Source organism: Pseudoalteromonas sp. MMG024 (assembly GCF_021654175.1).
Classification (GTDB): Bacteria; Pseudomonadota; Gammaproteobacteria; order Enterobacterales; family Alteromonadaceae; genus Pseudoalteromonas.
Window position 1 is genome coordinate 26,406 of sequence record NZ_JAKFZO010000032.1, and the last position, 9,074, is coordinate 35,479.

7 protein-coding genes are annotated in these 9,074 nt (G+C 42.0%); 5 read left to right on the forward strand and 2 right to left on the reverse strand.

What is annotated here, in order from left to right:
* The first annotated feature begins 34 nt into the window (after positions 1 to 34).
* Positions 35 to 955 carry a WYL domain-containing protein gene (locus L1068_RS20560; protein WP_237131759.1) on the forward strand — a complete coding sequence of 307 codons (921 nt, stop codon included), beginning with the start codon at positions 35 to 37 and terminating at the stop codon, positions 953 to 955.
* 353 nt (positions 956 to 1,308) lie between these two features.
* Positions 1,309 to 1,809: an RDD family protein gene (locus L1068_RS20565; RefSeq protein ID WP_237131760.1), complete on the forward strand. Its 501-nt coding sequence runs from the start codon at positions 1,309 to 1,311 to the stop codon at positions 1,807 to 1,809.
* A 43-nt stretch (positions 1,810 to 1,852) separates the two neighbouring features.
* Here the strand turns inward: L1068_RS20565 and lptG are convergent, their stop codons facing one another.
* Positions 1,853 to 2,917, reverse strand: a complete 1,065-nt coding sequence (lptG, locus tag L1068_RS20570; RefSeq protein ID WP_237131761.1) for an LPS export ABC transporter permease LptG — start codon at positions 2,915 to 2,917, stop codon at positions 1,853 to 1,855.
* Entirely contained in the window at positions 2,914 to 4,029 is a 1,116-nt protein-coding gene (gene lptF, locus L1068_RS20575) for an LPS export ABC transporter permease LptF (RefSeq protein WP_237131762.1), read from the reverse strand. Before lptF ends, lptG begins: the two co-directional genes overlap by 4 nt.
* Positions 4,030 to 4,184: 155 nt before the next feature.
* Between lptF and pepA the strand changes: the two genes are divergently transcribed.
* Genes pepA through L1068_RS20590 form a run of 3 tightly spaced genes read left to right on the forward strand, consistent with a single transcriptional unit; the run spans position 4,185 to position 9,022 of the window.
* Entirely contained in the window at positions 4,185 to 5,696 is a 1,512-nt protein-coding gene (gene pepA, locus L1068_RS20580) for a leucyl aminopeptidase (protein ID WP_237131763.1), read from the forward strand.
* Between the two features lie 21 nt (positions 5,697 to 5,717).
* Positions 5,718 to 6,158, forward strand: coding sequence for a DNA polymerase III subunit chi (locus L1068_RS20585; protein ID WP_237131764.1), 441 nt, complete (start codon positions 5,718 to 5,720; stop codon positions 6,156 to 6,158).
* 17 nt (positions 6,159 to 6,175) lie between these two features.
* Entirely contained in the window at positions 6,176 to 9,022 is a 2,847-nt protein-coding gene (locus tag L1068_RS20590) for a valine--tRNA ligase (protein WP_237131765.1), read from the forward strand.
* The last annotated feature ends 52 nt before the right edge of the window (positions 9,023 to 9,074 follow it).

Below are 9,074 nucleotides of genomic sequence, written 5' to 3' on the forward strand. Positions count from 1 at the left end.
TAGGCTTTGTTAATACGTGTGTTGGGGACGAATCGTGGATAAGATTACTTATGAGAACTTGATTGAAATGTACAATGTACAAAGGGCGGAAAGGTTTGCGTATATTGATTTTATGATCAGGTTTTTAGGAGGGTTGAATCGTTCTGACCTCTTGGATTTTTTTGGAATAGGTGATGCGGCAGCTTCTAAAGAAATATCAGAATATAAAAAATTAAGAGCTGGCAATGCTGATTATGACAGGGTTCTGCGTAAAAATGTGATTTTGCGTGATACATATGAACCATTAATTGATATAGATGCAGAGACCGCTTTAGGTATGTTAGCAAATGGCTTCAACAAAAATAAATTATATGACCGCCCATTGCTCCCTTACCAAAGAGTAGGGATAGTGCCACGCCATTTAGATATAGATATAGTAAGTAAGGTAACTAGAGCTATACACTCAAAAACAGCTATAAAGTGTCATTATGTTTCAGGGAACAGTAAAAATCATATGGAAAGAACTCTAGTACCTACAGCATTCTTTTTTGATGGACATTCATGGATGTTTAGAGCATTTCATCGAGAGTCAGCTGCAACAGGTGGAGTTAAGTTTAAATGCTTTGAGTTTTCTCGCTTGAAAGATGTGAGTGAATGCCCAAATGATATGGCTTTACCTTCTGAGACGTTGGCTCAAGATTCAGATTGGCACTTATTAGTGCCTCTTCAATTAACTCTGCACCCAAGTTTGTCTGATCGTAAGAAATCAACATTAGTACAGGAGTTTGGTTTAAATGAAGAAAGTGATGAACTAGTTATAACAGAAAAAGCAGTATTGGTTTACTACCTTAAAAAGCATTGGAAAATTGATGTTAACGATATTCCAAGCGATATAGGAGAATACAGCTTTCATTTGAAGAATGGTGACTCTTTGAAGCACTTATCGTGCATGGAAAATGTCTTTAAATACAAGTAAAACTAAGTTTCAAAACTTTACGGTTCTGTGCTTTTTCTGTGCGTAGCCATATGAATATGTATGAAAGTAAATCTAATTGAAGGCGGTTGGTATTGAAAGTAAATCCAATGATTTCCATGCTAACATACTGAAATGATAGTGTTTTTAGAGGATTCAAAATCCCCCGCAGCAATGCGTGGCGGTTCGAGTCCGCCCACTGGTACCATTTAATGCTTCAAAGCATTAAATAAAATTAGCCGACGTAAGTCGGTTTTTTTGTGCCTGAAATTAGCTTGTTTTAACTTTAATTAGCGTGTGATCTTAACTCTAGGTTAGAATAACGCATCCCATAGATTTAAGGTTTTACTACTTTTATGTCAAATATCGAACAACGAACTGGTTTTATGCGTCGTCTAGCATCATGGGTATACGATGCGTTAGCGACAATCGCGATTATCATGTTGGCGCAGATTATCTTCCTTGGTGCTCTTGAGCTGCTTCTTTCATTGGGGTTAATCAGTAAAAGTGAAGATGCAGACATCTCTCACTTTGTAACAACCCAACCATGGAACTTTATTAATCAGTTTTATTTAGTGTGTGTGGCTTGCTTCTTTTATGTTTACTTTTGGGCTAAGGGCGGTCAGACGATCGGTATGCGTGCATGGCGATTAAAAGTGAGAAACTTAGACGGTACAGCTATTAGTAAGCCACAAGCGCTTATCAGAGCGATTACGGCGTTATTAGGGCTAGGAAATTTGATAGTACTGATTGATTTTAAGAACAAACGTTCACTACAAGACTATCTTGCTAAGACGGAAGTTATTACGCTTTCGAAAGAAGAAAATAAAAAGGTGTATCGCGAGCTCGATTATTAGTTTACGAGCTCTGGAGAGATAGTTCAGAAACTAAAAGGCGCTATTATTGGCGCCTTTTTAGTAAGAAAGTTGCAATTGCGATAAAGATCAAACTAGGCATTATTGCGCCAATTGACGGATGTAATTCATACACCAATACAAATGGGCCAAAAATACGGTCTGTTAAATGAAATATAATACCTGTCACCACGCCCATAATAATTCGTGCGCCCATTGTCACACTTCTTAGTGGGCCGAATATAAATGACAGTGCCACTAATAACATCACAGCGATGGTAAGTGGTTGCATTACTTTACGCCAAAACGCTAGGTCATAGGTGCTGGTATCTTGGTCATTCTCTTTTAGGTATGAGAGGTAAGAATACAAGCCTGTGAACGATAATGTTTCGGGTTTAACAGATACTACACCAAGCTTTTCCGGAGTAAGTTTAGATTCATAAAAATAGTTTTCTGATGTAGATGTATCTGTACTATTTGCATCTATTGCTAAATGTTGCACTTTATAAAGCTGCCAACCGTTTTGTTCTGGAATCGCTTTTTCTGCACGCTTGATTGTTTGCAGCTCCAGTCGCTCATTAAATTGGTACATGGTTAAACCATCTAAGCGACCCGACTCATCGACATTATTGATATTGATAAAAGTATTGCCATCTTTAGCCCAAACGCCTTTTTGTGCGTTAAAGATGCTCCCGCCGGATATTTCCATTGTACGAAGCTGCTTAGCCGTTTTTTGCGCTTCAGGTACAACCCATTCAGCGATTGCCATCATAACAACCGCTAAGATCAGTGCAGTTTTCATCACTGAACGAATAATTTGAAAACGTGATAAACCGGCTGCTTGCATAACGACAAGCTCGCTGTTTGAAGCAAGCGCACCCAGCCCAAGCAGGCCACCAATTAATGCAGCCATAGGAAAGAATACAACGATGTCGTAGGGCATGCTGTACAAGGTGTATAAAACAGCATCTACGATATCATATGTACCGCGGCCAACCGATCTTAGTTGCTCTATAAACTTAATAAGTGTACCAATGCCTACTAATACGAGTAGGGTAAAGCCAGTGGTTTGCAATAAACTGCGACCTAAATAGCCATCTAAAATTCTCATGCTACGGCCTCCTTCTTACTAAACCAAGCTCGAATGGTGGAGCCTAAAGGCCTATCGCGAAGAATTAAAAATGCACCTATAAACAGAGCACTTAGGTGAATCCACCAAAGGCCAATAGATGTCGGCACTTTACCTTCTTGTACTAAAAACGTGCCCGCATTCAACAGCACAAAGTAACCCAAATAAAGGGAAATAGCGGGTACTAACTTGGCGAACTTTCCTTGTCTTGGATTAACCACTGATAAAGGCACAGCAATCAGGGTTAAGAGTGGGATTGATAATGGCACCGCTAATCGCCATTGAAACTGCGCTATCGCCTCGGTAGTACCTTGCTCTAATAATTGCATGGATGGCAAAGCTTCTAATTTACGGCGTTTTTGCTCGATTGCTTGATCTTGAATTTGCACTTCGTAGTTAGTGAATTCTGTTAGCTGAAGTTGCTTACTGCCAGCAGGGCTTTCATAACGCTTACCATCACTGAGCACTAATTTTTGTTCGCCGGTATTTCTGTCTTCTTGTACTTTGCCTTTTTCGGCGTATACCACTTCCGATGTAGGGCCATTTTTATCGTTATCTATTTGCGCATAAAAAACACGGTCTAGCTCAGTACCATTTTGTTTAATATCGTGAATAAACACTACGGCTTTTTCGTTATCGGTTTGTTGAAAGCGCCCTGAGCGAAGCGCAGCGAGGCCTGCATCAGCTTCAATCTTTTCTTTTAGCTGATATTCATGTTCGTTTGCCCATGGTGCAAGGGTCAGCGTTAAAAAGCCTGCCAGCACCGCCAGCACAGTAGACGACACGAGTGTTAAGCGAACTACGTACCATTCGCTTACACCGCATGCCTTTAATACTGTCATTTCGCTGTCGGCATAAATGCGACTGTAGGCCAAAATAATGCCAAGGAAAATACTTAACGGTAAAATTAAAGATGCCAATTGTGGCAGCTTTAATAGCACCATTTGCAACACCAGTTGGCCGGGAATAGAGCCCTCTGCAGCGTCAGCTAAAATCGAGACAAATTTCTGGCTGACGAAAATAGTCATCAAAGTGAGGAATACAGCGAGCTGTGATTTGAATACTTCTGTCGATAAATAGCGAAAGATTAACACCGCGACCTCTACAAAACTTGTCTTTTTACTGGAATAGTCTGAAATTTTAAGTAAACTTTGTATTTTTACAACTTAAATATATGCCATTAGGACTTAAATTTAAAAATTAAGTTTGTTTTGGTTTAATTTATAGTCAAAATCACTCAGGAGTCGCTATGGAATTTAGCGTTAAAAGTGGCAGCCCAGAAAAACAACGCAGTGCATGTATTGTTGTGGGTGTTTATGAACCTCGTCGTTTATCACCAATTGGCGAGCAACTCGATCGTATTAGCGATGGTTATATTTCTAATTTGCTACGCCGCGGCGATTTAGAAGGTAAGCCTGGGCAAATGTTGCTATTACACCATGTACCAAACGTGTTAAGTGAGCGCGTGCTATTAGTTGGTTGTGGTAAAGAACGTGAGCTTGATGATAAGCAATATAAGCAAATTATTTCTAAAACCATTAGTACGTTAAACGATACGGGCTCAATGGAAGCAGTATGTTTCTTAACTGAATTGCATGTTAAGGGTCGCGATACCTACTGGAAAGTACGTCAAGCGGTAGAAACAACACAAGACAGCCTATATGTTTTCGATCAGTTAAAGAGCAAAAAGAGTGAAGCGCGCAGACCGCTTCGTAAAATCGTTTTTAACGTACCAACGCGCCGCGAATTAACCATTGGTGAAACAGCGATTGAACACGGCCTTGCAATTTCACACGGCCAAAAACTGTGTAAAGACGTTGCAAACATGCCACCAAATATCTGTAACCCAGCGTATCTTGGTGAGCAAGCAAAAGAACTTGAAGCAAATTACGACAACGTAAAAGTTAACCTTGTTGGTGAAAAAGAAATGGAAGAGTTAGGTATGCACTCATACCTAGCAGTAGGCCGTGGTAGCGCGAATGAATCGATTATGTCGGTTATTCACTACACAGGCGCGCCAGAAGACAAAGCACCAATCGTGTTAGTGGGCAAAGGCCTAACTTTTGACTCAGGTGGTATTTCAATTAAGCCAGGCGAAGCCATGGATGAAATGAAATACGATATGGGTGGTGCCGCAGGTGTACTTGGTACAATGCGTTCGATTGTTGAAATGCAGCTGCCAATTAATGTGATTGCCGTGCTAGCAGGCTGTGAGAACATGCCAAGCAGCAATGCATACCGCCCAGGTGATATTTTAACAACCATGTCTGGTCAAACAGTGGAAGTATTAAATACCGATGCTGAAGGCCGCTTAGTATTATGTGATGCATTAACCTATGTTGAAGCATTTGATCCTGATACCGTAATTGACGTAGCGACGTTAACAGGTGCATGTATTATCGCACTTGGTCACCAAACATCAGGTTTACTTGCAAACCACAATCCACTGGCCCATGACTTATTAAAAGCGTCAGAGCTAAGTGGTGACCGAGCATGGCAATTACCTCTTTGGGATGAGTATCAAGAACAGCTAGAAAGCCCGTTTGCCGATTTCACTAACTTAGGTGGACGTGCAGCCGGTACAATTACTGCGGCATGTTTCTTATCGCGCTTTACTAAAAAGTACAATTGGGCTCACCTTGATGTTGCTGGTACTGCATGGCGTAGCGGCAAAAACAAAGGTGCAACAGGTCGCCCAGTTGCAATGTTAACTCAGTATCTATTAAATCGTGCTGATGTTAATATGGAGCAAGATGCCTAAAGTGATTCTAGAGGCAGTTTAATGAACGCAGTTTTTTACGTTCTAAAACAACTAAATGAGCCGGTAAATTCCATTCCGGCTCATTTTGATCTAGCGGCAAGGCTAGCTGCAGATTGTTACCGACAGGGAAAAAAAGTATTTATTCTTGTAGATAATCAAGAGGATGCTCACGTAATAGATGAGCACCTGTGGCAATTCGAAGTAGATAGCTTTGTGCCGCATAATCTGCAAGGCGAGGGACCACAAGCAGGATCACCTGTTGAAATTGGCGAGTCAGCGCCAGTGGCAAATCGCAAAGTGATAATAAATCTGGCCAAAACGGTGCCCGATTTTATTCGTCGCTTTTCAGAGGTATATGATTTTGTACCTGCTGATGAACAATTAAAAGGCGTAGCGCGTGAACGCTACAAAGTAATGCGCCAACTAGGGGCGCATTTGTCGACACAAGAGATAGAGAATTAGTATTAAGGTTCTGTGCAATGGATAAAACCTATAATCCACAAGATATTGAACAGTCGTTATATCAAGGCTGGGAAGAGAAAGGCTACTTTAAACCGTCAGGTAAAGGTGACGCGTATTCAATTATGATCCCACCGCCAAATGTCACAGGTAGCTTGCACATGGGCCACGCCTTCCAAGATACCATCATGGATACGCTGACACGTTTTAAGCGTATGCAGGGCAATAACACCCTTTGGCAGGTTGGTACTGACCATGCAGGTATCGCAACGCAAATGGTTGTAGAGCGTAAGCTTGCAGCTGAAGAAGGTAAAACACGCCATGAGCTTGGCCGTGACAACTTCATTGACCGCATTTGGCAGTGGAAAAATGAATCTGGCGGCACGATTACCAAGCAGCTACGTCGTCTAGGCGCGTCTGTAGATTGGGATCGTGAACGCTTTACGATGGACGAAGGTCTTTCAGAAGCGGTTAAAGAAGTATTTGTACGTCTTCACAAAGAAGATTTAATTTACCGTGGTAAGCGTCTTGTAAACTGGGATCCAAAACTACACACGGCAATTTCAGATTTAGAAGTTGAAAACAAAGACAAACAAGGTCATATGTGGAACCTGCGTTATCCGCTGGCTGATGGCCTAACAACGCAAGATGGTAAAGACTACATCGTAGTTGCGACAACGCGCCCTGAAACCATGTTAGGTGACACTGGTGTTGCGGTAAACCCAAATGACGAGCGCTACCAAGACTTGATTGGTAAAGAAGTAATTCTGCCAATTGTAAATCGTCGCATTCCAATTGTTGCCGATGAACACGCCGATATGGAAAAAGGCACAGGCTGTGTAAAAATTACTCCAGCGCATGATTTCAACGATAACGAAGTAGGTAAGCGTCAGCAACTACCTATGATCAATGTGTTTAACAAAGACGCTGCGGTATTAACTGCGGGTGAAGGTTATACATTTGATGGCAAGCCGCAAGAAATCGACGCACCAATTCCAGAGCGTTTCCACGGTCTTGACCGCTTTGATGCGCGTAAAGCGATTGTGGCTGAGTTTGAAGAGCTTGGTTTACTAGAGAAAATTGAAGATCACAGCCTAACAGTACCATACGGTGACCGTTCAGGTGTGGTTATTGAGCCACTTCTTACAGACCAATGGTATGTGCGTGTTGCACCACTGGCAGAGCCTGCAAAACAAGCAGTTGCTAACGGCGACATTAAGTTTGTACCAGCGCAATACGAAAACATGTACAACGCGTGGATGAACGACATTCAAGATTGGTGTATTTCGCGTCAGCTTTGGTGGGGACACCGTATTCCAGCATGGTACGATGCTGAGGGTAACGTATATGTTGGTCGCAGCGAAGAAGAAGTGCGTAGCGAAAATAACATCGCTGCGGATGTTGTACTTACACAAGATGAAGACGTACTTGATACTTGGTTCTCATCTGCACTTTGGACCTTCTCTACGCAAGGTTGGCCTGCTCAAACTGAAGATTTAAAAGTATTCCACCCATCAGATGTGCTGGTAACGGGTTTTGATATTATCTTCTTCTGGGTTGCACGTATGATCATGATGACCATGCACTTCATCAAAGATGAAGACGGCAAACCACAAGTGCCATTTAAAACTGTATACGTAACCGGCCTTATTCGCGATGAAAACGGCGACAAGATGTCTAAGTCAAAAGGTAATGTACTTGACCCAATCGATATGATTGACGGTATTGACCTTGAAAGCTTAGTTGAAAAACGTACGGGTAACATGATGCAGCCACAACTGGCAGCAAAAATTGAGAAAAATACGCGTAAAACGTTTGAAAAAGGCATTGAAGCACATGGTACAGACGCACTGCGCTTTACTCTTGCTGCTATGGCATCAACAGGGCGCGATATCAACTGGGATATGAACCGTCTAGAAGGTTACCGTAACTTCTGTAATAAGCTTTGGAACGCGAGCCGTTACGTATTAATGCACACAGAAGAAAAAGACTGTGGTTTTAATGGCGGCGAGATGACGCAGTCACTTGCAGATCGTTGGATCTTAGGTCAATTCCAAAACACGGTTAAAACATTTACCGATCACCTCGATAACTACCGTTTTGACTTAGCAGCAAGCACCATTTACGAGTTCACTTGGAACCAATTCTGTGACTGGTATCTTGAACTGACTAAACCGGTATTGTTTAAAGGTAGTGAAGCAGAACAACGCGGTACACGTAATACGCTAGTAACTGTGCTTGAAGGCTTACTGCGCTTAATGCATCCATTAACGCCTTATATCACTGAAACAATCTGGCAACGTGTGGCACCTCTTGCAAACATTAACGCCGATACCATTATGCTGCAGGCATTCCCTCAGTTTGATGAATCGCAGGTAGATGAATCAGCGATGGCGGACCTTGAGTGGGTTAAGCAGTTTATCGTTGCTATTCGTAACATCCGTGGTGAAATGGACATTAGTCCTAACAAACCGCTCGATGTACTGCTTAAAAACGCAAGTGACGAAGATAAGCGTCGCCTTGAAGAAAACGCAAAGTTCTTAGCATCACTAGCTAAATTAGAATCTACAACTGTATTAGCTGAGACTGACGAAGCACCAGCATCTGCTACGGCACTAGTAGGTGGCCTAGAAGTGCTTATTCCAATGGCGGGTCTTATCGATGTTGAAGCTGAACTTGCACGTATTAGTAAGCAGCTTGAAAAAGCACAAAAAGGCCTAGAGCAAGTAGAACGCAAGTTAGCAAACGAAAAGTTTGTTAACAATGCCCCGGAAGCGGTACTTGCGAAAGAGAAAGAAAAGCTTGCTGAATACAGTGAAGCTAAAGCCAAGTTACTAGAGCAAAAGGCTAAAATCGAAAGCCTTTAATCTTTAAACTTAATAAAAGCCGCGTTTATCGCCAACTCCTATCAATTAAGGC